Origin of the sequence: Paenibacillus baekrokdamisoli (genome assembly GCF_003945345.1) — a bacterium.
GTDB lineage: Bacteria > Bacillota > Bacilli > Paenibacillales > Paenibacillaceae > Paenibacillus_Z > Paenibacillus_Z baekrokdamisoli.
Map to the genome: position 1 here is coordinate 6,736,368 of NZ_AP019308.1, position 16,616 is coordinate 6,752,983.

The 16,616-nt window shown below is 46.0% G+C and carries 16 protein-coding genes; 15 read left to right on the top strand and 1 reads right to left on the bottom strand.

What is annotated here, in order from left to right:
* Nucleotides 1–16: 16 nt before the first annotated feature.
* The 5 genes from EKN16_RS29625 to EKN16_RS29645 all read left to right on the top strand — a co-directional run bounded on the left by EKN16_RS29625 (nt 17) and on the right by EKN16_RS29645 (nt 7,004).
* Nucleotides 17–1,966, top strand: a complete 1,950-nt coding sequence (locus tag EKN16_RS29625; RefSeq protein WP_125664954.1) for a DUF4838 domain-containing protein — start codon at nt 17–19, stop codon at nt 1,964–1,966.
* Between the two features lie 273 nt (nt 1,967–2,239).
* Complete coding sequence (locus EKN16_RS29630; RefSeq protein WP_125664956.1) at nt 2,240–3,919, top strand: extracellular solute-binding protein; 1,680 nt, start codon at nt 2,240–2,242, stop codon at nt 3,917–3,919.
* A gap of 147 nt (nt 3,920–4,066) precedes the next feature.
* Nucleotides 4,067–4,924 carry an ABC transporter permease gene (locus EKN16_RS29635; protein ID WP_125666787.1) on the top strand — a complete coding sequence of 286 codons (858 nt, stop codon included), beginning with the start codon at nt 4,067–4,069 and terminating at the stop codon, nt 4,922–4,924.
* 11 nt (nt 4,925–4,935) lie between these two features.
* A complete protein-coding gene (locus EKN16_RS29640) occupies nt 4,936–5,820 on the top strand; it encodes a carbohydrate ABC transporter permease (protein WP_125664958.1) in 885 nt (294 codons plus the stop codon).
* 47 nt (nt 5,821–5,867) lie between these two features.
* A complete protein-coding gene (locus EKN16_RS29645) occupies nt 5,868–7,004 on the top strand; it encodes an aminotransferase class V-fold PLP-dependent enzyme (RefSeq protein ID WP_125664960.1) in 1,137 nt (378 codons plus the stop codon).
* A 411-nt stretch (nt 7,005–7,415) separates the two neighbouring features.
* Here EKN16_RS29645 and EKN16_RS29650 read toward each other — a convergent pair whose 3' ends face one another.
* On the bottom strand, nt 7,416–8,645 hold the full coding sequence (locus EKN16_RS29650; RefSeq protein WP_125664962.1) for a family 8 glycosyl hydrolase: 1,230 nt from the start codon (nt 8,643–8,645) through the stop codon (nt 7,416–7,418).
* Between the two features lie 28 nt (nt 8,646–8,673).
* On the opposite strand from EKN16_RS29650, the gene EKN16_RS32550 reads away from it, so the two are divergent.
* The 10 genes from EKN16_RS32550 to pduL all read left to right on the top strand — a co-directional run bounded on the left by EKN16_RS32550 (nt 8,674) and on the right by pduL (nt 16,610).
* Nucleotides 8,674–8,814 carry a hypothetical protein gene (locus tag EKN16_RS32550; protein WP_164523050.1) on the top strand — a complete coding sequence of 47 codons (141 nt, stop codon included), beginning with the start codon at nt 8,674–8,676 and terminating at the stop codon, nt 8,812–8,814.
* Nucleotides 8,815–9,076: 262 nt separating this feature from the next.
* The gene (locus EKN16_RS29655; RefSeq protein ID WP_125664963.1) at nt 9,077–10,282 is read left to right on the top strand and encodes a DUF4367 domain-containing protein; all 1,206 of its coding nucleotides are present in this window, start codon (nt 9,077–9,079) and stop codon (nt 10,280–10,282) included.
* A gap of 270 nt (nt 10,283–10,552) precedes the next feature.
* Nucleotides 10,553–11,749 (top strand): alanine racemase, encoded by a 1,197-nt coding sequence (alr, locus tag EKN16_RS29660; RefSeq protein ID WP_125664965.1) that lies wholly within the window; start codon nt 10,553–10,555, stop codon nt 11,747–11,749.
* 231 nt (nt 11,750–11,980) lie between these two features.
* Nucleotides 11,981–12,262, top strand: coding sequence for a CopG family ribbon-helix-helix protein (locus EKN16_RS29665; RefSeq protein ID WP_125664967.1), 282 nt, complete (start codon nt 11,981–11,983; stop codon nt 12,260–12,262).
* Nucleotides 12,263–12,264: 2 nt separating this feature from the next.
* On the top strand, nt 12,265–12,615 hold the full coding sequence (locus EKN16_RS29670) for a type II toxin-antitoxin system PemK/MazF family toxin (protein WP_125664969.1): 351 nt from the start codon (nt 12,265–12,267) through the stop codon (nt 12,613–12,615).
* 227 nt (nt 12,616–12,842) lie between these two features.
* Nucleotides 12,843–13,505 (top strand): ethanolamine utilization microcompartment protein EutL, encoded by a 663-nt coding sequence (gene eutL, locus EKN16_RS29675; protein ID WP_125666789.1) that lies wholly within the window; start codon nt 12,843–12,845, stop codon nt 13,503–13,505.
* A 32-nt stretch (nt 13,506–13,537) separates the two neighbouring features.
* Entirely contained in the window at nt 13,538–13,888 is a 351-nt protein-coding gene (locus EKN16_RS29680) for a BMC domain-containing protein (RefSeq protein WP_269462718.1), read from the top strand.
* A gap of 51 nt (nt 13,889–13,939) precedes the next feature.
* Nucleotides 13,940–15,463, top strand: coding sequence for an acetaldehyde dehydrogenase (acetylating) (locus EKN16_RS29685; RefSeq protein ID WP_125664971.1), 1,524 nt, complete (start codon nt 13,940–13,942; stop codon nt 15,461–15,463).
* A 62-nt stretch (nt 15,464–15,525) separates the two neighbouring features.
* The gene (locus EKN16_RS29690) at nt 15,526–15,813 is read left to right on the top strand and encodes a BMC domain-containing protein (RefSeq protein ID WP_125664973.1); all 288 of its coding nucleotides are present in this window, start codon (nt 15,526–15,528) and stop codon (nt 15,811–15,813) included.
* 8 nt (nt 15,814–15,821) lie between these two features.
* Nucleotides 15,822–16,610 (top strand): phosphate propanoyltransferase, encoded by a 789-nt coding sequence (gene pduL / locus EKN16_RS29695; protein ID WP_125664975.1) that lies wholly within the window; start codon nt 15,822–15,824, stop codon nt 16,608–16,610.
* The last annotated feature ends 6 nt before the right edge of the window (nt 16,611–16,616 follow it).

The following is a 16,616-nucleotide window of genomic DNA, read 5'->3' on the forward strand; positions in this document are numbered from 1 at the left end:
GACGAGGGGAAATGATATGATTCGAGAATTAGACCTGCTTCAGGCTGGCTGTATTCATGTTATTGAACATAATGACCAAACGATTAATTTTGCTGCGCAAGAATTAGTTCGATATTTAGAAGCGATTACAGATTGCGGCATAGCCCTCAAAAGTGCGGAACAATACGACCAGAGAGAAAAAGGACTATGGATTGGGCTGCCATGTGACTTTCCGCATTCTCCATTTCTTGTTGACGAACAGGAAGAGTATGATGATGCTTTGTGGATCGATGTATCCGGTGGACAAGGAATCATTAGCGGTGTAAACCCACGCAGCGTACTGTTCTCGGTCTATCGCTTTCTTAATGAGCTAGGCTGCAGATGGGTAAGGCCAGGGGCGGACGGTGAATATTTACCGAAAGCGGATATCGGATCTTTCACGGTAAGAGTGTATGAGCACGCTTCTTATCGGTACAGGGGAATTTGTATTGAAGGGGCGGTCAGTCTTGAACATGTGACCGATATGATCGATTGGATGACCAAAATTGGATTTAATAGCTATTTTATCCAATTCAGAGAAGCCTATTTTTTCTTTGAACGATGGTACAACCATTTGAATAATCCGCTGAAGCTTCCGTCCGGAGATTTCAATGTGGAAGTGGCAAGAGCATACGTTGCGTTAGCGAAGCAAGAGATTCAAAAAAGAGGGATGATTTATCAAGCTGTGGGTCATGGGTGGACTTGTGCGCCTTTTGGAATTGTAGGATTAAGTTGGGAGAAATGGGGGGACGAAGTTGATCCTGAGACTTCCCAGTTTTTCGCCCTAGTGAACGGCAAACGTGAATTATGGCAAGGTATTCCTATAAATACGGATCTGTGTTATTCGAATTCAGAAGCCCGCAGTAAAATGATTGAGGAAATTGTTCTCTACGCATCCTTACATCCGGAAGTTGATCTGCTGCATGTTTGGTTGTCGGATGGTTTCAATAATCAATGCGAGTGCGAGCAGTGTGTTCTTATGTCACCTTCCGATTTGTATGTCAGGTTAATGAATGAACTGGATGAAGGCTTGACTGCTCTAGGCATTGAAACTCGTATCGTATTTCTTATCTACCATGAACTGCTGTGGCCCCCTGAATATGAAAAGTTCATCAATCCCGATCGTTTTGTGATGCAATTCGCCCCGATTACCCGCTCATACCGGCAATCATTTTCGACTATCGAAGGCGTTTCTGATGTTCCTCCTTTTTTCAGAAATAAGGTAGATTTACCGCAAACCGTGGAGGGGAATGTAAGTTTTCTTAAGGCATGGCAAAGCCGGTTTAAGGGCGATAGCTTTGATTTCGACTACCATTTCATGTGGGCTCATCAAAGGGATCCCGGTTATGTCCATATATCGAGAATGGTATACGAGGATATCCGTCATTTGCATCAGATCGGTCTGAATGGTTTTGTCAGTTGTCAGGTACAGAGAGCCTTCTTTCCAAACGGACTTGGCATGACAGTAATGGCCCGAACATTATGGAACAAAGAGTTAAGCTTCAGAGAAATGGCAGAGGATTATTATGCGAGTGCCTATGGGGAAGACGGTCCTCTTTGCTTGAAGTATGCGGAGGAGCTGTCGGAACTGTATTTCGATCTTAATCTGGAAAAGGAGACCGATCGGAATGAGGTAGACCGCAAATCTTGTTTTCAAAACATCTATTCGCTTATTCGTCAATTCGAGTGCGTAATCGAAAAGAACATTCACCATGCAAATCCGTGTCACGCCGTTTCTTGGAGACATCTTGGGATACACGCAGAAATTTGGACGGAGATGACTCGTGGTTTGGAACTGCTTGATAGAGGAGAAGTCGAACAAGCTCTATGTATATGGGAAGGCGTAAAAACAATGGTATGGAAAAATGAGGAAAATTGTCATCGAGTATTTGATGTGTACAATTTTGTCGGTGTTTTTGATGAGATTTTCTCTGTGAAAGCGTTGTAATTTTTGATTGACAAAGAATATTCGATTTGTTATTTTAAATATAATACATTATATATAATACATAAGAACGGTTTGGGAAGAATTGCGATCTGGAAATCGGAGTGTGTATTTGAAAGGGCTTACAATGGTTTGCAATGCTGAAACGGGTTAAATTCCCAAATGAAAGACGGGGATTCCATATCATCTGTTTACGTGGAGGTGTGGCAATAACAGAAGGAAAGCACGGACTCATTTAGTAAAGAAGCGGATGTACAAAAACAGGGAGGTTAAACAATGAAACGCACATTGGCACTCACATTTTCTTTCATTCTCATGGTTACCGTTGTTCTGTCAGCATGTAGTAAAAAAGAAGAGACAGGTAATACGAAACAAACACCAGCGCCATCCCAAAGCGGGGAACAAACACCACCGACAACTGACGATGGAATGAAGGATGGTAAGTACGACCCTGTAATCACGGTTACGACTGTAACGGAGAAAAAACCTACCGTAAAATATACAAACGGTGATTCTCTGGAAAACAATCCGTGGACAAGAGCCTATGAGAAGGAATTCGGAATCAAATTGAAATATTTATGGGAGGTTGACCTGGCCCAATATAAACAGAAGATGAACCTGACGATCGCATCCGGAGATCTCCCCGATTTCTTCAAAGTCGATCAGGAGCAGTTTAAACAATTGCGCGATGCAGATCTTATTGAAGATATGACCGATGTGTATAACAAATCTGCTTCCGATCGGGTGAAAGCGGTAATGGCGGACGCAGGGGATTTGGTTATGAAGTCCGCTACCTTCGACGGGAAGCTGATGGGAATCCCTTATACTTACCCTACAAGAGAAGCTGCTGATATGATTTGGATCCGCTCCGACTGGCTGAAGAAGTTAAACCTACCGGAACCGAAGACAATGCAGGATGTGCTTGCCATCGCCGAAGCATTCACGACGAAGGATCCGGACGGCAACAATAAGAATGATACGTTCGGGTTGGCATTGGACAAGGATTTCTCCGCATTTAACGGATTCCTGAACAGCTTTCATGCCTACAAGGGGATATGGCTGAAGGATGCAAATGGCCAATTGGTATACAGTACGATTCAACCACAAATGAAGCAAGCGTTAGGCGTCCTGCAAGAGATGTTCAAGAAAGGCCAGATTGATCCGGAGTTCGGCTCCAAAGCGTTTGACAAAGTGGGAGAAGACATTGCCAGCGGAAAGATCGGCATGCTGTATAATCCGTTCTGGGCGCCGATGTATCCGTTGCAAACAAGCGCGGATAAAAACAAAAACGCTGAATGGAAGTTTTATCCTCTAGCCTCCATCGATGCGGAGCCTGCTAAGTTTCAGGCGGAGCTTGGTGTAAATCCTTCTTTTGGTTATTGGGTCGTTAAGAAAGGAAGCAAGCATCCCGAGGCGATGCTGAAAATGCTCGATTATTATCTCAGCATTAACGAGAGTATTGATCCTAAAGTCATCTCAGAAATGAGCATTGGCGCAGACGGATCGGAAATTTGGCCGATGAATGCGATTCTGGCAAGCAAATCTTTCGGAAATTCCGATCAATGGCTAAGAATAGCGGATGGACTAAAAACGGGAGATACATCGAAATTAAGCGCCGGCGATAAATCGGTTCTGGAGAAAGTGCAGGGTGCGTTAAAAGGCGACCGTACTTTATGGGGATGGGATAAAGTTTACGGCGAGAACGGATCGCTCGGTCAGGCGAACGAATATCGGAAAAATGATCAGTTCCAAATCAATGCGTTCTACGGTGCGGCCGTATCGGCATCGGTAGATAAGGGGCCGACATTATCCAAGCTGGAGCTCGAGATGATTACGAAAATCATTATGGGCAAAGCTTCGATAAATGATTTCGACAAATTCGTCAGTGACTGGAAGAAATTTGGCGGAGACGAAGTTACCCAGCAAATAAACGAATGGGCGGCAAACAACAAATAGTTGTTCATTAAGGATAGGCATGGAATAACGGGAAGGGGACGCCAACAGGGATACCCTTCCCCATTCTCTCTATAATGAAGGATTGCAAATATCGCTGAAGGTGGGGTTTGATTGAAAAGCAGAACATCCAGTTTCCCCTTGCATCTCATGCTGTTGCCAGGTTTAATCATTGTCCTTATATACAGTTACGGCCCCATGTTTGGCATTGTCATTGCGTTTCAAAAGTACATTCCAGCCAAAGGTTTTTTTGACTCGAAGTGGATTGGATTGGCGAATTTTAAATACTTCTGGAGTTTGCCAGATACGTTGCAGGTATTCAAGAATACGATATTTATCGCTTTGATGAAAATCATCACGGGTCTGATCGCGCCGATAACAATCGCATTATTGCTAAATGAAGTGATGCACAGATATGTCAAACGCGGCATTCAAACGTTGATTTATTTGCCTCATTTTCTTTCTTGGGTCATTCTTGGCGGAATCATGATCGATATCCTGTCACCGTCAAGCGGCATTGTTAATTGGGCATTAGGTATTTTCGGGATAAAACCGATTTACTTTCTAGGCGATAATCAGTGGTTCCCTTTCGTTCTTATTTTTTCCCATTTATGGAAAGAATTTGGATTCAGCACGATCATTTATTTGGCTGCATTGACCAGTATCAATCCTACGTTGTATGAAGCGGCTGTGATCGATGGAGCAAACCGTATCAAACAAACATGGCATGTTACGTTACCAGGCATGAGACCAATTATCGTTTTAATGGCTACGCTCAGCTTAGGCGGTATTTTAAATGCCGGATTCGATCAGGTGTTTAATTTATATAGTCCGCAAGTGTATGATAGCGGGGATATAATCGATACGTTTGTTTATCGGATGGGGCTGATTGACGCTCAGTACGGACCGGCTACAGCAGTAGGATTGCTTAGTTCAGTAGTGGCGTGTATTTTTATTTCCTTGACCTATTACCTTGCTTACCGCTTTGCCAAATATCGCATATTTTAGGAGGGGTAGGTTTGCCTCAAAGTACATCTTTAAGCAGAAAAATATTCAATGTGCTCAACTATACCTTTCTAATTGGAATATCCTTGCTCTGCTTGCTGCCGCTCATTCATGTTCTTGCTGTGTCGCTCAGCAGCAATACTGAAGCTTCGGCAGGAATCGTCAAGCTATGGCCGGTTGGGTTTACTTTTAAATCCTATGAATTCGTATTGGCGAAAAAAGAGTTTGTGGCTTCCTTCCTGATTTCAGTCGAACGGGTTGCGCTGGGTACAGTGATCAATATGTTCTTCACCATATTAATGGCGTATCCCCTGTCCAAAGAAGTAACGTCTTTTAAATGGCGTACCGTTTATGTTTGGGGGCTGTTTGTTTCGATCCTGTTTAGCGGCGGTCTTATACCATGGTATATGACGATTCGGGCAACGGGTCTGCTTGATACGATATGGGCTTTGCTTATACCTAGCGCCGTCCCGGTATTTAACGTCATTCTGCTATTGAATTTTTTTCGCAATTTGCCCAAAGAGCTGGAAGAAGCCTCGTTCATGGACGGCGCCGGTCACTTCACCACCTTGTTCCGTATTTTTGTTCCGTTGTCTATGCCTGCACTGGCTACATTAATATTGTTCACCGTTGTAGGGCATTGGAATTCCTGGTTTGATGGGCTTATATTAATGAACTCTCCGGATCATTACCCGATGCAAAGCTACTTGCAAACGGTCGTCATCCAAAAGAACTTTACGTCTATTACAGAACAAGAGATTAAGATGTTAGCCGAAATTAACGACCGAACTTTGAAGGCTGCGCAAATCTTCATGGGATCGCTCCCCATATTATTAGTGTATCCGTTCCTGCAAAAGTATTTTATTAAGGGCATTGTCATAGGAAGTGTAAAGGAATAGTGGGTATCTAAGGTAATGCAGCGAGAGGAGAAGGAGAGAAAAAGAATATGAATGCACAAACAAACATGAATGCACTGGTAAATAAAAAATCCTTCATTGGTTTAGAGAACTGTACTTGGCTTTACAGTGGGGCAGAGGCTCCACTTCATCAAGGTTGTCAAGATGCAATAAACGAGTATATATCGTTCAGGGGGAAAGGTCCAGACGGACGGAAACGGAACGCAGAAGTTGAACAGTCCTGTAAAGAAAACGTGGCGCGCCTTTTGCAAGGCAAGCCTTCTGATATTGCCTTTGTATCCAATACATCTGAAGCGATGTCCATGATTGCCCATTCGTTGGACTTCAAGGAAGGTGATAATGTTGTAATTCATACATTAGAGTTTCCGTCGGGTATTCTTCCCTGGCTTCAATTAAAAAACAATGGCCTTAAAGTTCGCGTCGTGCAGCACCGCGATTGGGAAATTTCCATAGAAGACATAATGGATCAGGTGGATGAACGCACAAAGCTTGTTGTAACGAGTCATGTGAGTTATCTGACCGGTGCAAGGCTTGACTATAAGGAGCTTTACTCCGAGCTCAAGAAGACGGAAACATTGCTGCTCCTAGATGCTACCCAGTCGCTCGGCGCAGTGCCGGTGAATATGAACGATGCCGACTTTGTCGTTTGCAGTTCTTATAAGTGGCTTCTATCCACTCATGGCCTTGGGGTGATCGCCGTCAACCCGAGACGTGTTGCCGATTTTGCTCCGCGAGCCGTCGGCTGGAGAAGCGTAACCGATATGTTCAGTCCTACACGGTTTGAAAATTTTTCTTTCCACGAAGATGCTCGCCGTTTCGAGCTGGGGTTTCCGAGCTATCCGACTGTTTATGCAACTAATTTTTCTGCGGGATTTCTTTTGGAGCAGGGGATTGAACGTATCGAACAGCATATCCTGTCGCTTGGTAGCCGATTAATTGAGCAGCTCACCGATTTGGGCTTCGAAGTAATGACACCTGCTGCGCCGCATAATAGAGCCGGTAATATTAGCGTTGCATCCGATCGGGGGGAACAAATCGCGGAGATGCTGCGTGTTCATAATATATATGTATGGGGAGGTGACGGCAGATTCAGGGTGTCTGTTCATTTATTTAATGACACAGAGGATCTGGATAAACTGGTAGATACATTAAAGGGGTTTAAGTGAAATACTAACAACCCGTCATAGGATGACGTTTAATAAGGCTGTATTGGAGAAGCAAACTCCATGCAGTCTTTTAATTATTGTGGATAGAAAAAATAGTATTTATTTGTTATATTTTACGGCTCACAATACCAGCTTGGTAGTTTAGGAGATTTATCATCTGTTCCGTGTTTTGGTTAGTAGTATCACTTTGCAGGCTAGTAATTGAAGAGTTGTTCGTATCATTTTCTGAAGGAGAAGCCTTATCAATTTCCTGTTTAATCTCGCTTACTAAGATTTTTGTGCCATCTGATCTGCTATACGCTCCATATCGGTTTGAATTTGGGATTATTTAGCACGGGGTAAAAACCTATGGAAAAAAGGGTTGAGCAGCTAACGACGCTGCTCAACCCTTTTATCTTTGTCGATTTTCTATCAGTACGTCCACCAATTACCCGACATGACAATCATCGAGAAGAGCTTGATGCTGTCTTCATAATATTCTTTCGGGCTGCTGCTGTTTGTGACTGACCAAACGGAATTAAGCCAGCTTTGATTCGACGAGTTGATCATGGCGCTAACACCGAATGGAGCGTAGAAGGCGTCGCTGTTGGAGGAGCCGAAGGCGGTTCCATTCAGCTTGTAGCCGTCAAGTATCTTGGATGGGGTGCTTCTTGTCTTGGACTTAATCCAGTTATTCATCCTCGTCAATTGACTGATTGCTTGCGTATCCCCATTTACCAAATAATCGGTCGTAATCCGCCATGGAATGCGGCAGGAATTGTAGTTATAATTGCCGTCGTTCGCATCCTCCAGGTAGTTGGCCGGAGCCGGTTTGTAGGTGTTGCTGAAGAAGACCACGAAGTCCGGCAGCAACCCGGTGCTGGAGCTGTAATTGTTGTATAAGGAATTAATGATCGTGTACGTCTTGCCGACTACATTATCCCACTTCGCGTCGGAGGTCGCTTTCTTGAACGCCTTAAGATGATCCAGCATAAAGTCGGACGGCCTTGTTGCAGTCGCTTCGGCGCCGCTTGTTGCCCAATCTCCCATACGCAGCGTCCAGTTGGATTGATTGACGTCGTTTGCCATGATAGCGTTAATGATCATCTTCGCGGCGGACAAATAATCGATGGTGCCGGCACTGCCCCATTGCTTATGAGCAAGCAGTAAGGAGAAAGCAATGTCCATGTCGCCGTCCGTCGCGGAGTCTGCGCCTTCGATGTTAACGAAGCTGCTGTTCTGCTTCCAGGCCATTAAGGCAGAGTTGTTGCTGCTTGGATGAGCTTTATAATAGTTGTACAACCCATCGAAATAGGTTTGCGCGTTGCTATCGTATCCGGCCATGATGACCGTGAATAGCATGCCGTAGCCATGGGCTTCGGATACAGTTCCTCCGGCATTGTTGTATTTGATGTAATATTTGCCGCTGCCGGCTGTTTTCAGATAATTAGACTTCCAAGTATTCCATTTGCTCTGAACCGCGTTGTCCATGGCACTCTGCGTGACGTTCGTAGGTTTGATCGTACCGCTCGTGTAGGTCGTATGCTGGGGAAAGGCATAATGGGCTGTTGTGGCGGAGCAGACGGAATTCATAGCAGTGAACAATAACAATAAACTCGCGAGCACACTGACTCCGATCGTTAAAGACCATTTCTTTTTCATTAATGTTAACGCTCCTTTGCCTCATTTCATGATACTACAAATCGGACAAGCATTGGTGGATGGTTCTCTATATGAATGGCTGCAGACTCGTTATAAACTGCGAATTCGGCGATCCGTCGATAAGAAAAGCCCGTATTTGCTGATGAAACAGCCGCTGGAGCATCATTGAATACTCATCTGCGGTGTTCAGAGACGACTTGTCCAACTATGTGGTTGAACGCTTGAATGGATAGGAGAAACAACAGTCGTGCTCATGTCTGGCCTTAGCTTGTCAGGCTAGTCTGCATAAATGTCCAAGTCCCCTCATAAACATGGTACAAGTCGAGCGTAAACGGCCACGTCCCGTACGAGCTTGTGCGACACGAATGTAACGCACCTGCTGCAGTACAGCTCCGGATACGTTTAAAACATTGTGATGAGGGGTTGATCTGATGCGTCGTCGAATTGGTTTTATGTTAGTACTCTTACTGTGCGCTATGGCGGTGCTCGCAGGCTGCGGGACTAAGGATTCGGAATCGGTTGTCAAGGATTTGGACAAAGTGGTAACTAGCTTGGGCAGTTATCATGGGAAAGGCATAATGACTCTGCACACCGGACAGCAGCCAGTTGAGTATCAAGTTGATGTTTCTTACCAGAAGCCGCAGTATTACCGTATTGAACTGACTAACGCGAAGAAAGATATCACGCAGATCGTCCTGCGTAATGATGAAGGCGTCTTCGTCTTAACACCAAGGCTGAATAAGGTATTCCGCTTCCAAAGCGACTGGCCGGCCAATCAAGGCCAAGTGTACCTGTATCAGACACTTATCCAAAGTATTTTGCTCGATAATTCGCGTCAGTTCGCCGTCGATAAAGATTCCTATGTATTCGATGTGATGGCTAATTATCAGAACGGTTCCCTAGCACGTCAAAAGATTTGGCTGAATAAATCCGACTATTCACCAAAGCAAGTTAAAGTCAGTGATGCTAATGCTGCTGTTATGGTTGAGGTCAATTTTGATTCCTTCGAATTTGATTCCAAGCTGGATAAGAGTGTTTTCGATACCCAGAAGAATATGGGCAGCAACACAAGCAATCAACCAACAATGGCAACACCAGATAATAATTCGAATTCCTCAAGCTCCAATAATGCAGCAGATGATGAAACAACAACACCTGACTCGAACAATTCGAGCACATCGAATAATTCCACTAACTCAGAGGATACGTCTGGATCAACTAATTCTACTACGAATGAAGACTCCGAGAATTCTTTGGGTCCTGTTGATGGTCAGAAGGATCCACATGCTGCCAAACCTGCAGCTTTCACACCGATGGAGCCATCTTATCTACCGGCAGGTGTCTCTGAGAAGGATCAACAGGATATCGTCTTTGGCGGAAACCCAGGGATCATGATTCGCTATACAGGCGATTATGATTACACCCTCATCGAAACACAGCCTAGAGATGTAGCAGCATCACAAATGAAGGGAACCATGGTTGATCTGGGCTTTACGTATGGTTCGATTAGTGGAGATGAGCAGAAAACCTTAACATGGACTGACGGTGGCATTGAATATCGGCTTACGAGTGGAACGCTTCCGGAATCGGAGATGATGAAGGTAGCGCAGTCGGTACAGGGCGAGATGACGAAATAATAGACTGCTGGGCAGAAACATTTCCCAGCTAATTTGAAAGTGAAATCCCCTTCTGTTTCATTGACAGCTCGAAGCCAAAACGTTTAACATAAAGGTTACGGGTTGTAGAGATAAACGTCCACCCTCGAGGTGGGCGTTTACGTTGGGAATATCAGAAAGTATCTATTTTTCCTTTACTTTCTGATATTTTGAGGAAGAAGCTAACTAACGAACGATACCATCAAAAGATGGCGTTAGCTGGTTCTTCCTAAATGAAAAGAAGGTGGAAGCGTGAACGCATATTATCGACCAACTAGAGTGGAAATTTCGCTCGATGCGCTGCGGCGCAATATACTTTCATTTCGTTCGGTTATGCCAAAGGGCATGCGGTTGATGGCTTCGGTCAAAGCCAATGCTTATGGACATGGAGCCGCCCAAGTAGCTAGAGAAGCGGAAGCAAGCGGTGTAGACTATCTAGGCGTAGCTTTCCTCGACGAAGCCTTGCAGCTTCGTAAAGCTGGTATTGAGATTCCTATCCTAGTACTTGGTTATGTGCCTCCTGAAGGTCTTGCTTCAGCGAGGGAATCAGACATCACTATTGCCTTATTTAGTGAAGAGATAGTGATGGCTGCAGCCGCTCTGCCAGCAGCGGAGAAGCCGCTTCGCGTTCATATCAAGATTGATACAGGCATGGGTAGACTCGGTCTGCTTGCTGAGCAAGTAGAAGATGCCCTTCGTTTTATTAATCGAGCTATGAGTGAACCGGGTCTTGAGGTTGAAGGGATGTTCACACATTATGCCCAGGCAGACGAAACGGATAAGACGTATACACAGCTACAATATGAACGCTTTGCAGTGCTCGTTCAGGAGCTAAAGCGGCGCAGTATCCATATCCCGATCATTCATGCAGCTAACAGTGCAGCTGGTATTGATACGCCGGAATGGGGCGGCAGCATGCTGAGACTTGGAATCAGTATGTATGGTCTATATCCCTCCGCCGAAGTAAACAAGCAGCGGATACAGCTGGAGCCTGTACTTTCACTCAAGACAAAAGTTGTCATGGTGAAGCAAGCTCCGCCAGGCTGGGGAATCAGTTATGGAACTCGTTATGTAACTAAGGGTGAAGAGAGAATCGGTACCTTGCCGATCGGTTATGCAGATGGTTACAGCCGAATGCTGACTGGCAAAGCCGAGGCTATCGTGCGTGGACAGCGTGTTCCCGTTCTTGGGACCATTTGCATGGACCAATGTATGATTGCACTCGATCCGGCAGCAGCAGCGGATTCGGTTGATAGCATGAATCCTGTTGAAGCGGGTGAGGAAGTCGTACTTATCGGCTCTCAAGGCAAAGAGACGATTACGGTGGAAGAGATTGCAGATAAGCTTGGAACCATTAATTATGAGCTTATATGTATGATTGCAACCCGTGTACCTCGCGTTTATACCCGAGACGGCCAAGTGGTTGTGGTGCATAATCCTTTGGATTAAGATTCCAACGTGCTATAAATTACCGCATAAGGTTCTACAAGGTAAGAAGAGGATTTTATTGATTAATCTCGAATTAAGTAAGAGCATCATTTTGTGTAGATTTGGAAGCTGCTAAGAGATGTAGCATACTTGATATACATCAGGCATAGATATGAGGGTGTATATTACAGACCAAATAATGACATACTGTTAGTGCGCTTTTGCTGGAAATGTTTTGGGGGTGCGAGTTCGGTGGCCAATTTGCAAAACACCAAAAGGATAATGATCAGCCTGCCTGATCATTTGCTGGAGGAAGTCGACGGGATCGTTGCCAAAGAAAACTCAAACCGAAGTGAATTTATTCGTCAGGCGATGAAGTTGTATTTAATCGAGCGTAAAAAGCGCCAAATTCGCGAATCAATGCAGCGCGGTTATTTGGAAATGGCGAAAATCAACTTGGTGATGGCATCGGAAGCTTTTCAAGCGGAGGAAGATGCCGGCGATACGCTCGGCCGACTCGTAAGCGGGGTGTAAGCTTGATCGTTAAACGCGGCGATGTATTTTTTGCTGACTTGTCACCTGTTGTCGGTTCAGAGCAGGGTGGCGTCCGTCCAGTTCTTGTTATTCAGAATGATATCGGCAATCGCTTCAGTCCAACTGTGATTGTAGCTGCCATAACTGCACAAATTCAGAAGGCCAAACTGCCGACGCATGTCGAAATTGACGCTGCGTCACACGGGTTTGACCGAGATTCTGTGCTGCTATTGGAGCAGATCCGAACGATTGATAAACAGCGCTTGACCGATAAGATTACACACCTTGACGATGAGACGATGCGTAAGGTGGATGAGGCGCTGCAAATCAGCGTTGGCTTAATTGATTTTTAATTTTACGGAATAATAAGAGCAGGGCTCTCGAAGGGGTCCTGCTTTTTGCTGTCTCTGCTTGAGCTATAAATTAATCCCTTGCAGAATATCCAGCTTTGTTTTAAAGTGAGATTAATAATACGCAACAGCATAGTAATTTAGGCAACGATGCCTAGGTGATAAGAGCGATTAGTGCTCTTATTTCCTAGGCATTTTCTGTTTTTCTCATCTTTTTGGGCCAGGGGGTGATAGGAGTGGAACCACAACCTTTACGCGCGATTCCGCTGGCCGTTCGGATTATTTCGAACGTGGATGCTGGGCTTGCGCAGCAGTTGGGACTGAAACCAGGCATTCGCAGCTTAGGTCTGCTAACGGCAACGATTGACGACGTTGGCTACACCGCTATCGATGAGGCAACGAAAATGGCAGCTGTTGAAGTCGTATATGCCAAATCGTTTTATGCAGGGTCATCACATGCATCTGGCCCGTTGTCCGGTGAGTTTATCGGCATGATTGGCGGTGCAACTCCGGCAGAAGTGAGAAGTGGTCTGGATGCTGCAGCAGCTGTTATGGAAAGTGGTGCATGCTTTTATTCCCTCAACGGCGAGGGAACGCATGCTTACTACGCACATGTTATCTCCAGAACAGGCTCTTATCTCTCCCAGATCGCAAATATTCAAGAGGGGGAACCTCTAGCTTATTTGATCGCACCACCGCTTGAAGCCGTCTTTGGGATAGACGCGGCATTAAAGGCCGCTGATGTCCGGATGTGCCAGTTTTATGGTCCGCCTACGGAGACTAATTTCGGTGGGGGATTATTGACAGGAAGTCAGTCAGCTTGCACAGCAGCAGCGGAGGCATTTGCCCAAGCGGTAACTGAGGTGGCAAGGAATCCTTTAAAATTCGGATGAGAAAGTGCGGGTGATCGGGATTGAATTTGCAGATGCAGGCTTTAGGAATGATAGAGACCTTTGGTATTCCAGCATTGATTGCTGCGGCCGATGCTGCAGCCAAGACGGCGGATGTTAGAGTAACCTCTTATGAGAAGGTCGATGCTGGAATCGTTACGATATATATACTGGGTGATGTGGCTGCCGTAAAAGCAGCGGTTGAAGCAGGAGCAGCAGCAGCAACCGCGGTCGGAAAGCTTCTTGGATCGCATGTCATCGCAAGACCGGATATATCTTTATGGTCCTTTGTAGAGAGCTTGCTGCCGCCGGATCTGCGAGCAAGCTCGGAAGAGGCGGAGAAGGGAACCGACGAACCTCCTAGAAGACGAGGCACGAGACTCTAAGGAAGTCATGCTCCTTCGGATTGTCATGAAGGTAAGACAGGAGTGATGGAAATGAAGCTGGATTCGGATTTGCAATCGATTCAAGAGGTTCGCAATTTTCTGTATGAGGCGAAGTCGGCGCAGAAACAGCTGGAGAAAATGACACAGCTGCAAATCGACGAGATCATCTTTGCCATGGCTCAGGCAGCAGAAAAGGAAGCGGAGCGGCTTGGCGTATTGGCAGCTGAGGAAACAGGCTTTGGGAAAAGCGTGGACAAGAAAGCAAAGAACTTGTTTGTTGCGCGCAATGTGTATGGGGCAATCAAGGATATGAAGACAGTCGGCATCATACATAAGGATGAGGAGCGCAAGGTTTGGGAAGTGGCCCAGCCTGTGGGTATTGTAGCTGCCATTATTCCTTCGACCAATCCCACTTCAACGGTCATGTTCAAATGTATGATCGCATTGAAGGCTAGAAACGCTATAGTTATTTCTCCGCATCCCTCGGCACTGCGCTGTTCCCAAGAAGCAGCAAAGATAATGTGCGAGGCTGCGGAGAAGGCGGGGGCACCCGAAGGGCTGATCCACTGCCTAACAAAGCCATCTATTGAGGCTAGCAATGAGCTGATGAAGCATAAGCTTACCGATGTCATTCTGGCTACTGGCGGTACTGCGATGGTGAAAGCGGCCTATAGCTCAGGCAAGCCGGCTTATGGTGTGGGGCCGGGCAATGTTCCGGTTTATATCCACCACAGCGCGAATCTCACCAAAGCGGTGAGCGACATCTTGCAAAGCAAAACCTTCGACTACGGCACGATCTGTGCCTCCGAGCAAGCGCTTGTCGTGGACCAATCGGTCAAATCGCAGTTGGTTGAAGAGCTGAAGCGGCAGGGAGCTCATTTTCTCAATGAAGAGGAAAAGCAAAAGGTCGCAGCCATCATTATGATTGGCAAAGGGTTAAATCCCAAAATTGTAGGTAAATCACCACAAGTCATTGGTGGGATGGCAGGGATCACAGTTCCGAACCATGCGCGGGTGTTGATTGCAGAGGAAACGAATGTCGGGCTTCAATATCCATTTTCTGTGGAAAAGCTGACCTCGATTCTTGCCCTGTATACGGTTAGTGATTGGCAGGATGGCTGCCGCAGGTGTATAGAGCTTTTAGAGCTTGGAGGTTTGGGTCATACGCTTGGGATTCATTGTGAAGATCTATCCATCATTGAGGCTTTCGGTCTTGAGAAACCGGCCTCGCGGATTATCGTCAACAGTGGCACTACCTTCGGTGGTATTGGAGCTACAACCGGCATTATGCCCTCTCTTACACTTGGCTGTGGTTCGTTTGGCAACAACGTGACCTCAGACAATATAGGACCCCAGCATCTGATGAACATTAAACGGGTCGCTTTCGGAATTCGGGAAATGCCGACGGAAACGGGTACTGAAACGGGTACTGAAACGGAATCGGAAACGGAAACAACTACGCAGACCGCCCACAAGATAGCTGCCAGCATAGGCGAGCAAAGCTATCCGGGCATTTCAAGGGACGAAGTATTGGATATTGTAAAAAGCGTGCTTTCCCAAATGAAGCTTTCATAAGGTTTTACTGATTTCCCATATAAATAGCAATAATCTTAAACCATCTGAGGAGGAATTTTAAAATGGCAGGAGAACACACAGCATTAGGTATGGTTGAAACAAAAGGATTGATTGGGTCAATCGAAGCGGCAGACGCAATGGTTAAAGCAGCCAATGTAAGATTGGTAGGCAAGGTTCATGTTGGCGGCGGTCTGGTTACTGTTTTAGTACGCGGGGATGTAGGCGCTGTCAAAGCGGCAACGGATGCCGGCGCAGCTGCTGCGGAGAAGGTTGGAGAGCTCGTTGCTGTTCACGTCATTCCACGTCCACATTCGGACATCGAATTCATCTTGCCTAAACTTGAAGGTTAATTGCAGCTATGGCGCTCATAACGGAAACGTCTCTGCGCGCCCAGCTGGCAAAGGGCATCCCGAATCCGTTTCTGATTATTGAGGGGGATAAACTGACGCCGGCTGCGGCGGATTTTCTGAAATCTAGAGGAATAGCCATTCAAAAGTCATCGGCGAAAACGCCAATTGTTCTTGCTGATATCAAGTCAGATTCTAATCGACTTATTCCCGTAGGGGTATCCAACCGACATATCCATCTCTCTAAGGAGCATGTGGATGCATTGTTTGGCACCGGATACGCATTGACTGTGCTTCGCGAGCTATCACAGCCCGGACAATTTGCAGCGAAGGAAACGGTAACGCTAATTGGTCCAAAGGGAATTATTCAAAATGTCCGCATACTTGGGCCTTCCCGAGGAGCTTCACAGGTTGAAATCTCACGGACAGACAGCTATACGCTTGGGATTCAACCTGCTGTCAGGCTCTCTGGCGACATCCTGGGTACAAGTGGAATTACGGTCGCAGGACCGTCAGGAGCAGTTGTACTTAAGGAAGGGCTGATTGTAGCCAAAAACCATGTGCATATGTCCGTCGCAGAAGCAGCTCGGTATCAGGTTGCACCGGGTGATCGCATGATTTTATCAACAATGGGCGACCGTCCTCTCATCTATGCGGATGTTGTTGTTCGAGTAAACGAGAGGTTCTCCTTGGATTTCCACATCGATACGGACGAAGCTAATGCTGCCGGACTTCACACAGGAGACTCTGTTCAAGTCATTGGGAAGAACGGCATAATTACGGATTCCGTAGGGGGGTAACGGCAG

Excerpts from the sequence above, each read along its gene's own strand:
- EKN16_RS29650 (WP_125664962.1), bottom strand. The coding sequence starts at position 8,645 with ATGAAAAAGAAATGGTCTTTAACGATCGGAGTCAGTGTGCTCGCGAGT.
- EKN16_RS29685 (WP_125664971.1), top strand. The coding sequence starts at position 13,940 with ATGAAGCTGGATTCGGATTTGCAATCGATTCAAGAGGTTCGCAATTTT.
- EKN16_RS29680 (WP_269462718.1), top strand. The coding sequence starts at position 13,538 with ATGCAGGCTTTAGGAATGATAGAGACCTTTGGTATTCCAGCATTGATT.
- EKN16_RS29655 (WP_125664963.1), top strand. The coding sequence starts at position 9,077 with ATGCGTCGTCGAATTGGTTTTATGTTAGTACTCTTACTGTGCGCTATG.
- EKN16_RS29645 (WP_125664960.1), top strand. The coding sequence starts at position 5,868 with ATGAATGCACAAACAAACATGAATGCACTGGTAAATAAAAAATCCTTC.
- EKN16_RS32550 (WP_164523050.1), top strand. The coding sequence starts at position 8,674 with ATGATACTACAAATCGGACAAGCATTGGTGGATGGTTCTCTATATGAA.
- pduL (WP_125664975.1), top strand. The coding sequence starts at position 15,822 with ATGGCGCTCATAACGGAAACGTCTCTGCGCGCCCAGCTGGCAAAGGGC.
- EKN16_RS29630 (WP_125664956.1), top strand. The coding sequence starts at position 2,240 with ATGAAACGCACATTGGCACTCACATTTTCTTTCATTCTCATGGTTACC.
- EKN16_RS29635 (WP_125666787.1), top strand. The coding sequence starts at position 4,067 with ATGCTGTTGCCAGGTTTAATCATTGTCCTTATATACAGTTACGGCCCC.
- EKN16_RS29625 (WP_125664954.1), top strand. The coding sequence starts at position 17 with ATGATTCGAGAATTAGACCTGCTTCAGGCTGGCTGTATTCATGTTATT.
- EKN16_RS29690 (WP_125664973.1), top strand. The coding sequence starts at position 15,526 with ATGGCAGGAGAACACACAGCATTAGGTATGGTTGAAACAAAAGGATTG.